Annotated in this window: 13 protein-coding genes; 12 read left to right on the forward strand and 1 reads right to left on the reverse strand. The window is 62.8% G+C overall.

The window, feature by feature from the left end; genetic code table 11:
- Window positions 1–220 precede the first annotated feature (220 nt).
- From pgi to B1526_RS04165, 6 genes are all read left to right on the forward strand, one after another.
- Entirely contained in the window at window positions 221–1,918 is a 1,698-nt protein-coding gene (gene pgi, locus B1526_RS04140; RefSeq protein ID WP_095614830.1) for a glucose-6-phosphate isomerase, read from the forward strand.
- A gap of 416 nt (window positions 1,919–2,334) precedes the next feature.
- Window positions 2,335–2,700, forward strand: a complete 366-nt coding sequence (rplS, locus tag B1526_RS04145) for a 50S ribosomal protein L19 (protein WP_095614831.1) — start codon at window positions 2,335–2,337, stop codon at window positions 2,698–2,700.
- A 255-nt stretch (window positions 2,701–2,955) separates the two neighbouring features.
- Window positions 2,956–3,696: a signal peptidase I gene (lepB, locus tag B1526_RS04150; RefSeq protein ID WP_162287932.1), complete on the forward strand. Its 741-nt coding sequence runs from the start codon at window positions 2,956–2,958 to the stop codon at window positions 3,694–3,696.
- 78 nt (window positions 3,697–3,774) lie between these two features.
- The gene (locus tag B1526_RS04155) at window positions 3,775–4,482 is read left to right on the forward strand and encodes a ribonuclease HII (RefSeq protein WP_095614833.1); all 708 of its coding nucleotides are present in this window, start codon (window positions 3,775–3,777) and stop codon (window positions 4,480–4,482) included.
- A gap of 253 nt (window positions 4,483–4,735) precedes the next feature.
- On the forward strand, window positions 4,736–5,653 hold the full coding sequence (locus B1526_RS04160) for an ABC transporter ATP-binding protein (protein ID WP_407640992.1): 918 nt from the start codon (window positions 4,736–4,738) through the stop codon (window positions 5,651–5,653).
- Window positions 5,650–7,227, forward strand: a complete 1,578-nt coding sequence (locus tag B1526_RS04165; RefSeq protein ID WP_095614834.1) for an FtsX-like permease family protein — start codon at window positions 5,650–5,652, stop codon at window positions 7,225–7,227. Before B1526_RS04160 ends, B1526_RS04165 begins: the two co-directional genes overlap by 4 nt.
- Window positions 7,228–7,644: 417 nt before the next feature.
- On the opposite strand, the gene B1526_RS04170 is transcribed toward B1526_RS04165, so the two are convergent.
- Complete coding sequence (locus B1526_RS04170; protein WP_095614835.1) at window positions 7,645–8,589, reverse strand: AEC family transporter; 945 nt, start codon at window positions 8,587–8,589, stop codon at window positions 7,645–7,647.
- Between the two features lie 675 nt (window positions 8,590–9,264).
- On the opposite strand from B1526_RS04170, the gene dapE reads away from it, so the two are divergent.
- The 6 genes from dapE (at window position 9,265) to B1526_RS04195 (ending at window position 18,600) form a co-directional block, all read left to right on the forward strand.
- Window positions 9,265–10,578, forward strand: coding sequence for a succinyl-diaminopimelate desuccinylase (gene dapE / locus B1526_RS04175; RefSeq protein ID WP_095614836.1), 1,314 nt, complete (start codon window positions 9,265–9,267; stop codon window positions 10,576–10,578).
- A gap of 867 nt (window positions 10,579–11,445) precedes the next feature.
- Entirely contained in the window at window positions 11,446–11,595 is a 150-nt protein-coding gene (locus tag B1526_RS09110) for a hypothetical protein (RefSeq protein WP_157908693.1), read from the forward strand.
- 227 nt (window positions 11,596–11,822) lie between these two features.
- The gene (locus tag B1526_RS04180; protein ID WP_095614837.1) at window positions 11,823–14,702 is read left to right on the forward strand and encodes an Rne/Rng family ribonuclease; all 2,880 of its coding nucleotides are present in this window, start codon (window positions 11,823–11,825) and stop codon (window positions 14,700–14,702) included.
- Between the two features lie 520 nt (window positions 14,703–15,222).
- A complete protein-coding gene (locus B1526_RS04185) occupies window positions 15,223–16,410 on the forward strand; it encodes a hypothetical protein (protein WP_133088453.1) in 1,188 nt (395 codons plus the stop codon).
- 570 nt (window positions 16,411–16,980) lie between these two features.
- Window positions 16,981–18,033 carry an AAA family ATPase gene (locus B1526_RS04190; protein WP_106408091.1) on the forward strand — a complete coding sequence of 351 codons (1,053 nt, stop codon included), beginning with the start codon at window positions 16,981–16,983 and terminating at the stop codon, window positions 18,031–18,033.
- A gap of 9 nt (window positions 18,034–18,042) precedes the next feature.
- Window positions 18,043–18,600, forward strand: a complete 558-nt coding sequence (locus tag B1526_RS04195; RefSeq protein WP_095614840.1) for a hypothetical protein — start codon at window positions 18,043–18,045, stop codon at window positions 18,598–18,600.
- The last annotated feature ends 87 nt before the right edge of the window (window positions 18,601–18,687 follow it).

The following is an 18,687-nucleotide window of genomic DNA, read 5'->3' on the forward strand; positions in this document are numbered from 1 at the left end:
CACCGCCGTTTTCATGGTTAACGTCGTTAAACAATGGGACGTCGCACAATGTTCGTGCGGACGTCTTCGCGGGAAGGCGGCGAAGTCCGCCCGACTGTCTTCTTTCGTGAGTAGTGTGAAAGAGCTGTGAAGCGTGCAAACGTATGCCGAAACGACGGCGGCGTGACGCGGCGCCCTCGCTGCATGCGCTTCGCACACGATGATGATGAAAGGACCAACAATGGCAATCAATCCTCCAGTTGACGCCACCCAGACCGAGGCATGGGCCAAGCTGCAGCGTCACTACGACGAGATGCAGGCCGAAGGCGCCGACCTCAAGAAGTGGTTCGCCGAGGACGAGAACCGCGTGGATGCGCTGTCCTTCGACGCGGGCACGCTGCACTTCGATCTTTCCAAGAACCTGATCAAGCCGGAAACGCTCAAGCTGTTCGCCGAACTCGCCGACGAAGTCAAGCTCGCCGAGCGCACCGAGCAGATGTACACGGGTGTGCACATCAACAACACCGAGGACCGCGCCGTGCTGCACACCGCGCTGCGCCGCCCGGTCGAAGACGAAGGCAAGTACATCGTCGACGGCCAGGACACCGTCAAGGACGTGCGTGAGACGCTCGACCGCATGTACGCGTTCGCCGAGCAGGTCCGCAAGGGCGAGTGGAAGGGCGTCACCGGCAAGGAGATCGAGACCGTCGTCAACATCGGCATTGGCGGCTCCGACCTCGGCCCCGTCATGGCGTACGAAGCGCTCAAGCCGTACGCGGACGCCGGCATCAAGGCGCGCTACGTCTCCAACATCGACCCGAACGACATCGCCGAGAAAACAAAGGACCTCGACCCGGAGACGACGCTCTTCGTCGTCGTCTCGAAGACCTTCGGCACGCTCGAGACGCTGACGAACGCGCGTGAGGCGCGCGCATGGCTCCTCGAGGAACTCCAGGCGTCCGGCGCAATCGACGGCACCGCGGAAAAGAACGCGGAAGCAGTCGAAAAGCACTTCGTCGCCGTCTCGACGAACCTCGAACGCGTCAAGGAATTCGGCATCGACCCGCAGAACGCGTTCGGCTTCTGGGATTGGGTCGGCGGCCGCTACTCCGTCGACTCCGCGGTCGGCCTCACCCTCGCGATCGTCTTCGGACCCGCCCGTTTCGAGGAGTTCCTCAACGGCTTCCACCAGATCGACGAATACTTCAAGAACACGCCGTTCGAGAAGAACGTCGTCGTGCTCATGGGCATGCTCAACGTCTGGTACCGCAACTTCTACAAGGTCGCGTCCCACGCGGTGCTCCCGTACGACCAGTACCTGCACCGCTTCCCGGCGTACCTCCAGCAGCTCACGATGGAATCGAACGGCAAGTCCGTGCGCTGGGACGGCACCCCGGTGACGACCGAGACCGGCGAGATCTTCTGGGGCGAACCGGGCACGAACGGACAGCACGCGTTCTTCCAGCTCATCCACCAGGGCACGCAGCTGATCCCGGCCGACTTCATCGCGTTCGCGAACACGCCGAACCCGCTCAAGGACGGCGACCAGGACATGCACGAACTGCTCCTCGGCAACTACTTCGCGCAGACGAAGGCGCTCGCGTTCGGCAAGACCGCGGACGAAGTGCGCGCGGAAGGCACGCCTGAGGACATCGTCCCGGCGCGCGTGTTCACCGGCAACCGTCCGACGACGTCGATCATGGGCGTGCGCCTCGACCCGTTCGCGCTCGGCGAGCTCATCGCGCTCTACGAGCACATCACGTTCGTCGAAGGCACCGTGTGGGGCCTCGATTCCTACGACCAGTGGGGCGTCGAACTCGGCAAGCAGCTCGCGAAGGAAATCACCCCCGCGATCTCGCAGAATGACGAAGCCCTCGCCGCGCAGGATGCGTCGACGCGCAGCCTCATCAACTTCTACCGCAAGGTGCGCGAGTTCTGATCGTACGGTGACTGCCGCGCGCAGAGCGCCGTGGTGATTGCTGCGCGCTGGCCATTGTGATTACGGGGTGCATGGTCCGATGGGACCGTGCACCCCTTTTTGTGTGGCTGTTGTCGGCGGCGGTGCCGCAGTGTGCGGCCGTTTGCGGTGGTTGCGTGGCTGTTGTCGGCGGCGGTGCCGCGAAGTGCAGCCGTAGATGACGCACACAAATCTTGTTCCACGGTTGTATGTACAATTTTGGACGTTGTGCCGATGGGTGGGGTGCCGCATAACCCCGCGCATCATCAGGTCCAGCCGAACGTGACTTTCGGCGGATCGGCAGACCGCGGAACAGGTCGTTCCGCGAAACCAGGCGTCCGCGAGCGCGCGACGCCCCAACCACTGCGCTGATATGCGGCAGCGAGCGAGGAACAATCATGGTTAACGCTATCGAAGCATTCGACGCCAAGCACATGAAGCCGGCCGACGAGATCCCGGCGTTCCGTCCGGGCGACACCGTCGACGTGAACGTGAAGATCAAGGAAGGCAACAACTCCCGTATCCAGACCTTCACCGGTGTGGTGATCGCGCGTCAGGGCGCGGGCGTTCGCGAGACCTTCGTCGTGCGCAAGATCAGCTTCGGCACCGGCGTTGAGCGCCGCTTCCCGCTGCACTCCCCGGCGATCGATTCGATCAAGCTCGTCCGCCGTGGCCGCGTGCGCCGCGCGAAGCTGTACTACCTGCGCAACCTGCGCGGTAAGGCCGCCCGCATCGTCGAGCGCCGCGACAACTCCGCGAAGTGAGTGCGGTGACGACCGCGTCACGCCTATAGCGTACGCGGGTGTGCACAGTCGTCGAGGATCCGTGGATTACCACGGGTCCTTTTGTTTTTCGACACACACGATGGAACATCCGATATCGACGATGATTGGTTTGTGATGAGCTGGTGAGGGCGGCGTACGCTTATGCAAGCGGTGTCATACAATGACGTACAGCGTATCCGCGGCAACCGTTTGCGGATACGGGAGCACGGCAGCCAACAGTCAGGAGCGTCATTCATGCGCGCGTACAACGATTCTTCCGTCGGCGATACGCAGTCCCCGGACACGCATACGCAGGCGAAGGGCGGCGTCGGCCACGATGATGTCCGGAACGCACGCCATTCCGACCAACCCAAACCGGACGCGAAGTTCACGTTGAAGGATTTCCTGTTGTGGTGCGCGCTGCCGATTGCGATCGTTGTCGTATTACGTGTGTTCCTGTTCGGTATGTACGTCATTCCGTCGAGGTCGATGGAGGACACGATCCTTCCCGGCGACCGCGTCGTGACGACGAAACTCACGCCGCGCATCACGAAACTCAAACGTGGTGACATCGTTGTATTCAAGGATCCCGCGCATTGGCTCGCGGACGAACAGACGACGTTCTCAAGCGACTATCTCATCAAACGGCTCATCGGTTTGCCCGGCGACATCGTCGAATGTGACGGCAACGGTGCGCCCGTCGTCATCAACGGTGTCTCGATTGACGAAACGTCCTACATCAAACCCGGAACCGAACCGAGTGCGTTCCCGTTCAAAGTGACCGTGACACCGGGACACGTGTTCGTAATGGGTGACAATCGTTCGAATTCCGCGGATTCCCGATACCATCAGAACGATGGTGACAACGGGCTTGTGCCGATGAGCGACATCGTCGGCGTCGCGTTCGCGCGCTACTGGCCGCTCAACCGGATCGGTTGGCTGAGCGCGCACCATGACGTGTTCGCGGACGTGCCGTCGCGCGCGACGAAGGAATAGGCAAGTCGTCGGCGTGCGAAGCGTCGGTTGTGGCCATGCCGCGCACGACGAAGGAAGAGGTTGGAAAGAGGACGACCCATGAGCATTTCCACAGTGCCCACGTTTGCGCTCGAAGAGCGGCTCGCGGCGGATGGATACGATGTCATCGTCGGCTTCGACGAAGTGGGACGCGGCGCGCTCGCGGGACCCGTCATGGTCGGCGCGGCCGCGTTTCGCGTGGAACACCTCGCGCACGCGCAACAGACGATACCGCACTATCTCGCGGATTCGAAAATGCTCACCGAACGCCGCCGCGAAGCGTTGTATGAACCGCTCAAGGCATGGGTCGACGCGTACGCGGTCGGCGCGGCGACGAATGAGGAGATTGACGCGTGGGGCATCGCGCACGCGCTCGGTGTGGCGGCGCTGCGCGCGCTCGACGCCGTCGAACGCGAACTCGGCGTTGGTGCGGCGGAAGATGCGCACGTGCGCGTCGGCGCGATCCTCGACGGACCGCACGACTACATCACGAAAACACTCGGCACATTCGAAGCGCCGCCCGTACCGGTGCCCGCACACGTCATCACACAAGTCAAAGGCGATCAGCGGTGCTGCTCGGTAGCCGCAGCCGCCGTGCTCGCGAAAGTGACCCGTGACCGGCTCATGGTCGCGCTCGCGGACGAACATCCGCAGTATGCGCGCTACGGGTGGGCGAACAACAAAGGGTACGGTTCGCAGGCGCACCGCGCGGCGATCGCCGAATACGGCCCGAGCGACCTGCACCGCGTCACCTGGAAGCTGACGTGAGCGTGTGGACGTAATCAGCGGCAGTGCCGCAAGGTGCAGCTGTCTGTGGTGTGTTCGCGGACGTAGTTGGCGGCGATGCCGCGGAGCGGTACGGTGAGACACGTGTGAGCGTACCGGAGTGCGGAAATATCGCGTATGTGATGGCGGGGGATTGCGCGTATCATCCGTAAGGCTGAGTCGGCGGTGCGCGGCGCGCGTAATTCATCCTGATGCATGATGTCGCGCGCACGACGACGCTCATATCTTGGCAACCATGAACGATACGAACACACCACGATATTTCGGCCAGGGCATGCGTGCGGCGGCCAACGGCGGCACCGTGCAGCAGACGACGGATTCCGCGCGGAGCGCACACGCTGAGCGCACCGCGCGGACGTCGCAAGGTGCGCCGACGCCAGTGCTTCACGGCATCGACCTCGTCATGGACTACAACGCGACGTCCCACAGCACCATCCAGCCGGGGCAGCCGCCGGCGCTCAACCATGCGAATTTCCTCGTAGGCGAAGGCGAGCGTGTCGCGATCATGGGACCGTCCGGTTCGGGCAAATCGACGCTTCTGCACGTGCTCGCGGGCATCACGAAACCGACGACGGGGCGTGTGATGTTCCGTGGTGCTGACATCGATCGCATATCCGAGGCCGACCGCACACGGTTGCGTCGCCACGCGTTCGGTTTCGTCTTCCAATCCGGCCAGCTGCTGCCGGAACTGCCGGCCGTCGAGAACGTCGCGCTCCCGCTCATGCTTTCCGGCATGCCGTACAGCGAGGCGACGAACCACGCGGTCATGTGGCTCGAACGCATCGGGCTGCGCCAGCTGATCTTCAGCCGTCCGGGCGAGATGAGCGGCGGCCAGATGCAACGCGTCGCGATCGCGCGCGCGTTGTGTGTGAACCCGGCGATCATCTTCGCCGACGAACCGACGGGCGCGCTCGACCAGAACACCGGACACGAGGTCATGAACCTGCTCATGGACGCCGCCGGCGCGAACAACGCGGCCGTCGTGCTCGTGACGCACGATCCGAACATCGCGCGCTATTGCGACCGCGTCGTCCATATGCGCGACGGCATCATCCTCGACGCATCGAACCGTCCGATGACGACCGCCGCAACCGTCGCACCCGCCACTGCCGCTTCCGCACTGCGCAATCCTTCGCAAGGAGTCGCACGATGAACACGTTTGCGCTTTGGAGACTGTTCCACCGCAGTCCATTCGATCGTTCCGTGGGCAAACACGTCGACGTGAACGTCGCGGACGTCGCGAACGCCGTGGACGTGAACGTCGCGGATACGAATACTGCGAACGTTGCAGACGCGGCCGCCGCGAACGAGCATACGAATATTGCGAACGGCGCGAATTCCGCCGCGATACGCGTCCCCGCACACCGCGGCGGCGACGGCAACTTCGCCGGTTTGCTCGCGGTCATCGCGTTCGCCGCGGCGACCGCGATCTTCCTCACCGTCCTCGGCGGTCTCCACGGTTTCATCTGGCGCGCGTCGCCCGACCATACGATCGCGTGCTTCGCCGATGCCGCGAAGTGCACGTCACACGCCCACGTGAGCGACAACGCCGAGTTCTATGTGACGCTCGCGATGTTCGCGTGTGTGCTGCTCATCGTGCCGTTCACGACACTCGCGGGATCGGCCGCAAGACTCGCCGCGACACGTCGCGACGAGCGTCTCGCGACGCTGCGCCTCGTCGGTGCGACGACCGCGCAGGTCACACGGCTCACCGCATTCGAAGCGGTCAGCCAGGCCGTGCTCGGCGCGCTCATCGGCATCGTCGGCTATTTCGCGATCATGCCGCTCATCATGCTGCTCACGTTCGAAAACCGCCGATTCACATTCGAACAGCTGTGGGTCGGACCGCTCGCGTTGGTCGCGGCAGTCGTCGGCGTCGCGCTTCTCGCGCTCGTCTCCGCACTCCTGACGTTGCGGCGCGTCGCGATTACGCCGCTCGGCGTGAGCGCGCGCCAAGGTTCGTCGATGCCGAGCGGATGGCGCGCCGTCATCTTCGTCGTCGTATTGATCGGCGGTTTCATGATGCTCAACAGTCTGCAAATGTTCGCGAACGCGGATGTGATCGTCGTCTATGCAATCGTATTCGGCATCATCGGCGGCTGTTTCATGCTGCTCAACCTCATCGGATCGTGGGTCGTTTCGACTGTCGCGAAAACGCGCGTTCGTCATCCGAAGAACGCTGCGGTCATGGTGGGAATGCGCCGAATCCTCGACAATCCGAAGCGCGCATGGCGCAACGTCTCCGGCATCGCGCTCGCCGTGTTCATCGCAGGTGTCACGTCGGTGTGCGGTATGCTCGCGAGCGGTGAGAACGCGGACGCCGAATCGGTCATGATGATGCACGACATCTCCCTCGGCGGAACGCTCACGCTCGTGTTCGCCGCCGTCCTCGCCGCGGTCAGCTCAGGCATCATGCAGTCGGCGAGCGTATACGACCAGGCGAGCGAATACCACATGCTCATCCTTGAGGGCACCGACGCGCGCACATTGCGCAGCGCGCGCTTCAGCGAAGTGCTCACGCCGCTCAACACCGTCATCATCGTCGCCGCCGGATGTTCGATGTTCCTCATGCTGCCGCTCATCGGTTCCGCACTCACAGCGCCCGCGGTGCTGCTGAGGTTCGTGTTCGGCATCGCGTTGTGCTATGCGCTCGTGAGCGTCGGCGCCGTGTGCGCGAACCGCACCGCCGCGCATCTCGACACCGTCAGCCGTCGTCGTGACGACTGAGCGCGGGCGCGCATAGTGCAGGCGCGCTGCGTGGGCGGATGTCCACTTATGGGCGTGTCGTGCAAACGCACCCACGCGTGGCAATTTTTGCGCGTGTCGTACAAACATACGACACGCGCAAAAAGTTTTCGTCTATGTACGCGTGTGCGCGGATGTTCGGAATCATGAGTTCATGGTCGTGCGCGGATGTGCTGCGCGGCGCAATGGTGCAGAGTGCAGATGTCAACTCTCGCGTGTGTCGCGCATATCTACACACGCCCGCCAATTTGTGCGCGTGTCTACTACGAATGCGACACGCGCACAAATTGCGTGTCTCGTATCCGCATGGGGTACGTCCACGCGCCAGGTATATTGCGTCTGTTGCTGCCAATGTCTATCGCACGCGTATGCGCACGCATGCGAGACGTGCATGCACGCTCAGCTGAGGATCGCCGCGATGATCGCGATGAAAATCGGACTCGTCACCGTCGATACGAGGATGCCGTCGCGCGCGAACGTGAGGCCCACATTGTAGCGTGCGGCGTAATTGTAGACGTTCTGTCCCGTCGGCAGCGCCGCGAGCACGACGCACGCGTACAGCACAGGGCCGCGGAAGCCCATGACGAAGTACGCGAGCAGGAACGCGATGATCGGCATGACCACGTTCTTGAGGACGGCGACCGTGACGATTGCGGGGCGGTTGCTCTTGTTCTGCATCGGTTTCGTGCCGTGGAGCGACATGCCGAACGCCATCAGGATCATCGGGACCGCCGACGCGCCAATCATACTGATTGGATTGCGGATGAAATCAGGCACGATTGCAAATCCGAATTTCGTATTGAGAATCGATACGACAATGCCAAGCAGCGAACCAATAAGCAGCGGCTGATGCAGCGGTTGTTTGAGAATTGATTTCGCGGAAACCTGACCTTTTGTCGTCACGTCGAGCACCGTGAGTCCGATTGGTGTGAACACCGCCTGCTGCATGACGAGGATCGGTGCGACGAGTGCAGGGTTGCCGAGAATGTATGTCGCGATTGGCAGTCCGATGTTATTCGAATTGAGATAGAGGGAGTTGAGGACACCAATCGTGGCGTCCGGCGCCTTCAAATGGAAGAAGAACGCGTTCAGGATAAGGAAGACGACACCCACAGCGAGTGCGGAGAAAAATGCGACGAAAATCGACGGATGGAAGATTTCATTCATCTTCTCATCGGCGAGAATATCGAACATCAGGCACGGGCTCGCGACGAAGAAACTGAGACGGTTGAGCACATATTGCGCCTGGGGGCCGCCGATCTGCATGCGCGCGGCGACGTAGCCGACCGCGATCACGATGCCGATGACGCAGAATCCTTCCATCGCGCTGATCAAGCCCGTCATGACGCTCCTTCTTGTGCTGTAGTGTGCGGTTGTGTTGCGCGGCGTGCGCGCGGCATGTGCGGCGTGTGTATGCCCAACTCAGTGTGTCACCTGCCGCGCACATTGGAGGCCGACCGTCCCAAAACCGGCGGTAGTGCAGCGGGAGGGTGGCAGGTGCATGGGCGTGGGGCTGGATGTGGGCGCAGGCACGTGCTGCGTGTGCGCCGTCCGTTTCCGTAGTTGGCGTCTGTGGTTCGGGACGTAAACCCGCCTGTTTCCGTCCGGTTTTGCAGTCCGCGCCTGTGGTTCGGGTCGCGCCGTCCGTTTCCGTAGTTGGCGTCTGTGGTTCGGGACGCAACCGCGCCTGTTTCCGTCCCGTTTTGTAGTCCGCGCCTGCGTTCTGGGATGTTGGTTGTCAGCTGGCGTCGCGCGGTGCCGCAGAGCGTGGCGGTTCGCGACGCTGAGGTGCCAGTTGACGTCGTGCGATGCCGCGGTGTGCGCTATGGCGAGGTGCTGGGACGCAAACCCGCCCGTTCCCGTCCCATTCGGTCAACCGCACCTACCGATTGTGCCGCCCGCAGCAAAGCCCGCGCACCCGCACATCGCAGTATGGCATCTGCGCTCGCGGATGTCGCTGAGCTGTTACGATGTGTGCGAACGAACTGATTCTCGAGCAACCAGACTTTGGAGATTTCGATGACTTCCGAATCCGCCCCCGCAGCTACGCCGACCCCTACATCCGTCAACACGCCAGCTACCACAACAACCACCTCCGCCGATTCCGCCGCCCCGTCGCTTACGGCGACGCCGATTCCCGCCGCGCCGGCGATTGCACTCGACCCGAGCGCGGACGACCAGCGGAATCTCCACGATCTGATGGCGCAGTTGATGAGTGTGTACTCCGTGAGCGATGACGAGGGTCCGCTCACCGATATGGTCGAGGAGTTCCTGCGCGCGCTGCCGCACCTGACCGTCCGCCGTCACGGCGATACGCTCGTGGCGTCCACGGATTTCGGCCGAGGGCATCGTGTCGTGCTCGCCGGGCATCTCGATACGGTGCCGGTCATCAACAATTTCCCCCCGCTGTGGCTTGAGCCCGGCGATCCGCTCATCCGTGGGGACGTCGCCGCCGCGCATCCGCACGACCGTGTGCTGTGGGGGCGTGGCGCGACCGATATGAAGGGGTCCGACGCGGTCCTGCTGTTCCTTGCGGCGACGCTGACCGATCCGAAATACGATCTGACGTTCGTGTTCTACGACCATGAGGAGGTCGCCGCCGAGAAGAACGGCCTGAGGAAAGTCGTCGAAGCGCACCCGGATTGGATCACCGGTGATTTCGCGATCATCGGCGAGCCGACGGACTGCGGCATCGAGGGCGGCTGCAACGGCACGATGCGGTTCGACGTCGTCGCGCATGGCGTCGCCGCGCATTCGGCGCGCGCGTGGATGGGTGACAACGCGATCCACAAGGCCGCCGAGATCCTCAACCGTCTCAACGCGTATGAGAACAACGCCGTCGACGTCGACGGACTGACCTACCGGGAGGGCCTCAACGCGACGCTCATCTCGGGCGGCAACGGCACGAACGTCATCCCCGACGAATGCCGTGTCCACGTGAACTACCGTTTCGCCCCGGACAAAACGTTGCCGCAGGCGAAGGCGTTGATGATGGGCGCCGATTGCGGCGCCGAGCTTGGCAATGGCGAGCATGTCGCGACCGGTGGGGTGTTCGAGGGATTCGGCGTCGAGATGAAGGACGAGTCGCCGTCCGCGCGCCCGGGCATGGACGATCCGCTCGTGCAGTCGCTCGTCGACCTTGTGCGTGAGCGCACGGGCCGCGAACCGCTCGCGAAGCTCGGGTGGACGGATGTCGCACGTTTCGCGCAGCTCGGTATTCCCGCGGTGAACTTGGGTGCCGGCAGTCCGCTCTTGGCGCACAAGCACGACGAGCAGCTGCCCGAAACCGACCTCACGCTCATGGCCGGCATCCTCGCCGACTGGCTGAGCTGACTTTTCCGCCGGTTCTGTTTTGCGGTCCGACCTGCAGTCGGCATTGGTGAATTGGGACGCAAACGGTCCTGTTTCCGTCTGGTTCGGCGGTCAGCGCCTGCGGGTTGGGACATAGCGTCCGGTTTGGCAGTCAGCACCTGCGGATTAGGCCGCAAACAGCTCGGTTTCCGTCCGGTTTGGCAGTCAGCGCCTGCGGACTGGGACGTTGCGTCCGGTTCCGCAGTCAGCGCCTGCGGACTGGGACGCAAGCAGGTCTATTCCCGTCCGTTTCTGTAGTTGGCGCCTGCGGGTTGGGACAAAGCGTCCGGTTCCGCGGCCGTCGTCTGCGGATTGGGACGCAAACGGGACTGTTTCCGTCCGGTTCCGCAGTCAGCGCCTGCGGACTGGGACAAAGCGTCCGGTTCCGCAGTCAGCGCCTACGGACTGGGACGCGAACAGCCCGGTTTTCGTCCAATTTGGTTGGTAGAGGCTGTGGATTGGGATGCTTCATCCGGTTTTGCAGCTAACGCCTGCGGAATGGGACGCGAATGGGGCTGTTTCCGTCTGGTTCTGCAGTTAGAGCCTGCGGACTGGGGCATAGCATCTGACTTCGCAGTCAGCGCCTGCGGATTGGGGTACAAACGGGACTGTTTCCGTCCGGTTTGGCAGTCAGCGCCTACGGACTGGGCCGTTGCGTCCGGTTCCGCAGTCAGCGCCTGCGGATTAGGCCGCGAACAGCTCGGTTTCCGTCCGGTTCTGCAGTTGGTGCCTGCGGACTGGGCCGTTGCGTCCGGTTCCGCAGTCAGCGTCTGCGGACTGGGACGCAAGCAGGTCTATTCCCGTCCGTTTCTGTAGTTGGCGCCTGCGGGTTGGGACAAAGCGTCCGGTTTGGCAGTCAGCACCTGCGGATTAGGTCGCAAACAGGGCGGTTTCCGTCCCGATCTGCAGCCGACGCCTGTGGGCTGGGACGCCGCGCCGCTCGCACGCCGCACGCGTTACACGTTCGACCATGAGTTGTGCCATACTGAGATACGGTGATTTTCTGCAAAAATCACCCAACAACCGTTGGCGTTGATCCCCTCGCGTTGACCTCGGAAGAACGGGGCGCAAACCGCGAGCGACGGTGTCCGCCATCGCTTGCATTGACTTTTGGATTGCCACCTGCGTGCGCGACACGCGCGGCCATAGTGAGAGTATGGCGTGAGAGCGTATGGGGCCAGGACGTTTGCGCCGCGATTGCAGCACGGCGCGCCGCTAGGAGCATTGTGCCCGATTTGACTGATGATTTCGTCTTGAACGAAACCCCCGCATCCGCAGACAATACCAATGAAAACGCTGTCAAGCAGCCCGCGCCGCGACGCCGCGGACGCCGTGTCGTGCGCGGGGTGGGCGCCGCGAACGCGTCCGTTGAGCTGAAGGTGGAGGAGCACGCGCCGCTCTTCCGCGAACCAAGTGTTCCCGCGCTGCCCGCATCGAAGCCGACCGCCGCGATCACCGCTTCAGCCGCCGATAAGACCGAGGATTTCGCTGATAGCGAACCGAAGCGCGCACCGCGCCGCCGCACGCGCAGCCGTTCCACGGCAGACACGACGAGCGAGCCCAATACGACTGATGCGCGCGAGGAATCCAAGGAATCCGCGGAAACCGAAGAACCCGCGACACCGCGACGCCGTTCGGCGCGTCCGATGACGTCGCTGCTGTTCCAGGAACCCGTCCTCCCGCAGCAGAGCGCAGACGGGGATGACGAAGGCCGCCCGTCGCGTTCGCGTCGTTCCGCTGACGACGATGAGGAGACGCCGCGCCGCGGTCGTTCGCGCATACGCCGCGCGGTCGCCGACGAAACCGATGACGAACCGACAACGTCTCGCCGCCGCACGCGCAAAGCGAACGCGCACGACGATGAGGAGACGCCGCGCCGCGGCCGCCGCGGTGCACGTCGCAACGCAGACGACATCGAGGAATACGACGAGACGACGATCGACCGTGACTATCCCGATGGCGAGGAGGAGACGACGACGCGCCGACGCTCGCGTAAATCGAACCGTCGCCTCAACGCGCAGGAACGTCGCGCCGCCGCCGAAGTCGAACAGATCGAGGAAGACCTCGTCCTCGACGACATCACGTACGCGCCGATCGACGACGCGATCGCGCGCAACGCGAAGAAACGCGCGAACGAGGACGCTGACGACGAAACCAATGAGAACAGCGCCGACGAGAAGGACGAGGAGGCGCCGCTGCGCACACGTCGTCGCCGCCGTTCGCGCCGCGCCGCCGACGAATCGAACGAGAACGCAAACGATCGCAAACCGAACGAATCGGAATCCGACGAAGACGACGAGGAGGAGACGACGGTCACACGTCGTCGCCGCCGTCGCCGCGGCGGCAAGAACGCCGAAGAGGAGACGACGACCCATCGTTCGCGCAAGCAGCAGTACATCGACGAAATCACCGACGTCGAAGGGTCCACTCGTCTCGAAGCGAAAAAGCAGCGCCGCCGCGACAACCGCCGCGAGCGCAGCCGCCAGAACCAGCTCCTCGAACAGGACTTCCTCGCGCGCCGCGAAAACGTCGACCGTCTGATGGTCGTGCGCCAACGCGACCGCCACACGCAGATCTCGGTCCTCGAGGACAACGTGCTCGTCGAACACTACGTTTCCGACATCCAAGAGGTTGCAACCGTTGGCAACATCTATATCGGACGTGTGCAGAACGTGCTGCCGAGCATGGAAGCGGCGTTCGTCGACATCGGCCAGGCGCGAAACGGCGTCCTCTACGCGGGCGAAGTCAACTGGGACACGACGCGCCTCGAAGGGCAGCCGCGCCGCATCGAACTCGCGTTCCGCTCGGGCGACCCCGTCCTCGTACAGGTCACGAAGGACCCGATCGGCCACAAGGGCGCGCGTCTGACGAGTCAGGTCACGCTCGCGGGGCGTTTCCTCGTGCTCGTCCCGTCGGGTGGCATGACCGGCGTCAGCCGCAAGCTGAGCAGCCGTGAGCGTAGCCGCCTCAAGTCGATCGTATCGAAGGTCGCGCCGAAGGACATGGGCGTCATCATCCGCACGGCTGCGGAAGGCGCGCCCGAGGAGGCGATCGTCAAGGACCTTGAGCAGCTCGTGCGCCAGTGGGAGCAGATCCAGTCGAAATTCGAGGAGTTCCGCCACGGCAAGCGCCCGAAGCTGCTCCAGGGCGAGCCGGACATGGCGATCCGCGTCGTGCGCGACATCTTCAACGACGACTTCCGTAAGATGATCGTCGAAGGCGAAAACGTCTATGAGCGGATCGAACAGTATCTCGACACGATGGCGCCCGATCTGCGCGACAAGCTCGAAAAGTGGGATCCGGAGGACCACGAAGGCAAGGACGTGTTCGACAAATGGCAGATCGACTCCCAACTGCGCAAAGGCATGGAACGTCAGGTGTACCTGCCGTCCGGCGGCTCGATCGTCATCGACCGCACCGAGGCGATGACAACGATTGACGTCAACACCGGCCGTTTCATCGGCCGTGGCAAGTCGCTTGAGGAGACGGTCACCCGTTGCAATCTCGAAGCGAGCGAGGAGATCGCGCGTCAGCTGCGACTCCGCGACATCGGCGGCATGGTCATGATCGATTATGTGGACATGGTCATGCCCGCGAACCGCGACCTCGTGCTGCGCCGCCTCGTCGAATGCCTCGCGCGCGACCGCACGAAGCACCAGGTCGCCGAAGTCACGTCGCTCGGCCTTGTGCAGATGACGCGCAAACGCATCGGTCAGGGTCTCGTCGAAGCGTTCTCCGAAGAGTGCCCGACGTGCAAAGGACGCGGCTTCATCGTGCACGACGAACCGACGATTTCAGGTGATTTCGACGATCCGTACGCGCTCAAGGGCGGCGATCCGTTCGTCAAAACGAACAAGCATGGACAGGGCAGCGAATCGCGCACTGCGCACAATGGCGCACATGGCGCGCGCGGTGGTGCGCAGCACGGCGCGCACGGCGGCGCCGCGGTACCGCAGGGTTCGTCGGAAGCAGTCAAGCAGAAGCTCGCGCAGATAGCGGCGGCGGCCGTCGCGGCGACGAACGCGGAGGAGGAGATCCACGACGCGCTCGAGACGGCCGACCATCTCGAAGTGCAGATCGAACACATCGAAGAAAACGAGGAGTGAACGAACTGCGATATTGACGGCATACGTGCCGAATATGCGAGCCATGGGTGGGCGGAGGATTTCCTCCGCCCACCAGCGTTTTCGAGTGCGGCGATTGGGGTGCGTGTGTGGGGCGCGTGTCTGGGGTGCGGTTGAGCTGCTCAGCAGCGGTTCGGCGCACCATCTGACGCTTCCGGATGGGGCGGTTGCAACCTTCCAAGGCTGCGACCGCTCTTTTTTGTGCGCGTGGGTGTGAGCGGGTGCCAGATACGTGGCTCCAGCGTCGCGCGGTGCCGCAGTTTGGTTGCCGCGCGTCGCCTGTGCGCCGCCAGCGTCGTGCGGTGCCGCAGTTTGGTTGCCGCGCGTCGCCTGTGCGCCGCCAGCGTCGTGCGGTGCCGCAGTTTGGTTGCCGCGCGTCGCCTGTGCGCCCCCAGCGTCGCGCGTTGCCACAGTTGGGGTGCCGCGCGTCAGATGGGAGCTGTCAGCGTCGTGCGGTGCCGCAGTTTGCGCGATCGCGCGTCGCCTGCGCGCCGCCTGTGTCGTGCGCCACCGCAACGGCCCGCGACACGCGACGCTGCAGCGTCGGACCGCGGACGGAGCATCGAGGCGCCGCTGGAAATATGCGGATGTTTGCTCCCGACGAATTGTGGATAACGGTACCGTCCGTACACATGGTTCGGAACGGTGGCATGCCGCGGCGCGGACAATCTACCGTAGATGCGCATCGGATATTTCGAAAGGAGTAGACATGCGCACGCACAAGGAACTGGAGCGGCAGCTGCGCGCGGCGGCGGACGAAAAACGGTGTCTGCATCCGACGGATGACGCGGTGCATCGGGCATTGCTGCGGCACAAGCAGGAGGGTGGCGTGGTGTCTCCGCTTCCTGGATTGTTCATCAGCGCCGACGTGTGGCAATCACTCGATCCAATCATGCGCTTGGCATATACGGTGCACGGCCTCGCCGAATGGCATCCCGACCGCATATTCGCAGGGCTCGCCGCCGCGTGCATACTTGAGCTGTGGATGGATTACCGCACCGCTGAACGAAAGTTGAAAAAGCGTACCGTTGATATTGTGTGCGACGTACGCCGCAACCACGCCGACAGCAGACATGTGCACAGATTGCCCGCGACCGGTGCCGAATCCGTCACCGTGGACGGTGTACATGTGACAACGGTTGCACAGACGGCTGCGTACTGTGCGTGTACGTTGCCGTTCGTCGAAGGAATGCAGATCGTATGCTGTGCGTTGCGTAATGGTGCGGATATCGTATCGATCATCGCCTATGCGACCAATATGGGAATCATCAACGACTGCGCGAGGAATGTGTTCCTTTTTGCGACGCCACGTGTGGAGAACGGCGGTGAAGCGAAAACGTTCGCAGTGTTCATCGTCTGTGGATTCGTGCCGCCGGATCTGCAGGTGGAATTCGTCGACCCGCAGACGGGAAGAGTGTACCGCGTCGATTTCCGCTGGGTGACGAGGGATGGTCGCCAGATTGTCGTCGAACTAGACGGGCTCGTCAAATACCGCGATCCGCAAATGATGAACGGCCGCACGTTGAGTGGCGTCATCGACGACGAGCGCGAGCGCACCGAAGCGCTCAAGCGCGCGGGAGTGGACATGGTCATCCGCATCCGTATGGAGGATCTTGCGGATTTGGAGCGTCTGAAGTGGCGACTGGTGGACGCGGGTGTGCCGCTGCGGCAGTCGTCTGCACACTCCTAGTGTCGTGCGATGCCGCAGTTTGTGCCGCCGCGCGTCGCCTATTCGCCGCCGGCGTCGTGCGTTGCCGCAGTCTGTGGTACCGCTGGTCGGGTGGAGGTCGCCCGCGTCGTGCGTTGCCGCAGTTTGTGCCGCCGCGCGTCGCCTATGTGCCGCCTGCGTCGTGCGATGCCGCAGTCTGTGGTACCGCTGGTCGGGTGGAGGCTGCCCGCGTCGTGCGATGCCGCAGTCTGCGGTGCCGCCGGTCGGGTGGAGGCTACTAGCGTCGCGCGATGCCGCAGAGTGGATGCCGCGCGTCGCTTACGCGCTGCCGGTGTTGTGCGTTGCCGCAGTTTGTGCCGCCGCGCGTCGCCTACGCGCCGCCCGCGTCGCGCGATGCCGCAGTCTGCGGTGCCGCTGGTCGGGTGGAGGCTACTAGCGTCGCGCGATGCCGCACACTATGGTGCCGCGCGCCGCCCACACCGCCGCCCACACCGTCGCCCACACCACCGCCGCCTTCTGAATCCCGCTCAACCACCCAACCAACCTCCGCAACCCCCTACCCCCGTATCCCCTCTACGCTACATTGTGGATATGAGTACGTGTGCCATTGATTTGCTTCAGGTTTCGCGTTTCGGTCCTTTCGGCGATGCGTGTGAGCTGTCGTTTGCGCCGGGCGTCAATGTGATTGTAGGCGACAATGGTACGGGGAAATCGCAGCTGCTGAAACTGCTGTACAGCTGCACGCAAGTGCTCCAAGATGACAGTTTCGAACACACGAAGACCGCGTTGCAGCATCGGCTTGCGCAGAAGTTGGTGGGTGTGTTCCGACCGGATTCGTTGGGACGTCTTGTCACGAGGCAGCAGGGGCGTTCGAAGACGGAAGTCGGCATTGCATACGAGGGGTCCGCGTCGCCATTGCGTTTCTCTTTCGCGACCAATTCGAAGACGGAGGTCCGCATGGAAAGCACACCGGCGAAGCTGCAGAAGGCGACGCCTGTGTTTCTGCCTTCACGTGAGCTGATGTCGATCTATCCTGGCTTCGTCTCCTTGTACGACACGCATCAACTTGAGTTCGACGAGACGATGCGTGACACGTGTTCGTTGCTCGGACTTCCGCCGATGCGTCGCAATGCGCGCGGTGTAGCGCTCGCGTTGCGCCCCATTGAGGACATTCTGGAAGGTCATGTGGCGCAGGTCAACGGCCGGTTCTATCTCAATGGCCGTCCCGAGGGCAATTTTGAAATGCCGCTGCTCGCGGAGGGGTTGCGCAAACTGTCCACAATCGCCCAACTCGTGCAATGTGGTGTCCTCGTGGACGAAGGGTATCTGTTCTGGGACGAGCCGGAGGCGAATCTCAATCCTGCGAGTCAAGTGGCTGTCGTGCAGTCGATCATCGCACTCGCGCGCAATGGCATTCAGGTGTTCTTGGGTACGCATAGTGCATTCCTGCTCAGGCAGCTTTCGCTTGATATGCGTCAGGAGAAGAGCATGCCGTCCATTCGGTTCACTGCGCTACGTCGCGATGGTGAACGCCATACACGCGTCCGCATCATGCAAGGCGATGGGCTTGACGATATCGATTTGGATTATCTGACGTCGATCCGCAGTGAATATGAGCAGGCCGACGCCATCCTGTCCGAATGAGGAACGATCATGACGCGATTCGAACAGGACGACACGGTATACGAGTTTCCCGATGAGTATCCTGTGCTGCCTGGTTTCGACGAGCAGGCGTTCTATAGGAAACTGAGCGGGTCCGATGTGTTCCATGCGAAGGGTTGCGACATTGTCGCGATATATCGTGGCACGAGTCTGTATCTTATCGAGGCTAAGGATTATGCGCATGCGCATCCGGGAAAGCCGAGGAAGAAATCGGGAGATTTGGCGTTCGAAGTTGCGCGCAAGTCCTTCGATACGTTGGCGTGCATCGTGGTGGGCGCACATCAAGCGACCGATGAGGATGTTCGACGTTTCTGCAGTGATGCGCTGGATTGTGAGGATCTGTACATTGTCGTCACGGTGGAGTTGTCGCGTAATCCGCATGCGAGGATGGGCTTTGACGATGATGTGCTCTATAGACGCAATCTTCAGGAGCAGCTGAAACGCAATGTGAAGTGTCTTGGTGCGCGGCACATCATCGTGACATGGAATGGCGATGATGAGAACGCGCATAAGTTCTGGACATCCCGATGGAGTGCGACACACGATTAGCATCCCGTAGTTTGTGCCGCCGTGTGTCACCTGCATGCCGCTAGTGTCGTGCGATGCCGCAGTTTGTGGTGCCGCTGGTCGGGTGGA

The sequence above is a fragment of the Bifidobacterium criceti genome, from assembly GCF_002286935.1.
GTDB classification, from domain to species: Bacteria; Actinomycetota; Actinomycetes; order Actinomycetales; family Bifidobacteriaceae; genus Bifidobacterium; species Bifidobacterium criceti.